At 72.9% G+C, this 314-nt stretch carries 1 protein-coding gene; it reads right to left on the reverse strand.

All coding sequences use genetic code 11. The features are described 5' to 3' along the window. Positions 1-314: AMP-binding protein (locus tag WU80_RS25000; RefSeq protein ID WP_156349804.1), on the reverse strand; the 314-nt coding region annotated here is incomplete at both ends.

Consider the following 314-nt stretch of genomic DNA (forward strand, 5'->3'; position numbering starts at 1 on the left):
TTGACCTGCTGATCGGCCCGTCCGAGGTAGTCGAGTTGGCCGTCGGGGCGCCAGCGCACCAGATCCCCGCTGCGATACATCCGCGCCCCCGGTCCCCCGAACGGGCAGGCCACAAACCGGGCCGCGGTCAACGAGGGCCGGTGCCAATAGCCCACCCCGACGCCACGCCCGGCGACATAGAGCTCACCGACCACCCCGGGCGGCACCGGACGCAACCAGGCGTCGAGCACGAACAACGCCGCCCCGGGCACCGGCGCCCCGATCGGGACGCTGGTGACCCCGGGGGTCAGGGGGGCGCTGATGGTGGCATAGAC

Source organism: Mycobacterium sp. UM_11 (assembly GCF_001414075.1).
In the GTDB taxonomy this organism is placed as follows: Bacteria; Actinomycetota; Actinomycetes; order Mycobacteriales; family Mycobacteriaceae; genus Mycobacterium.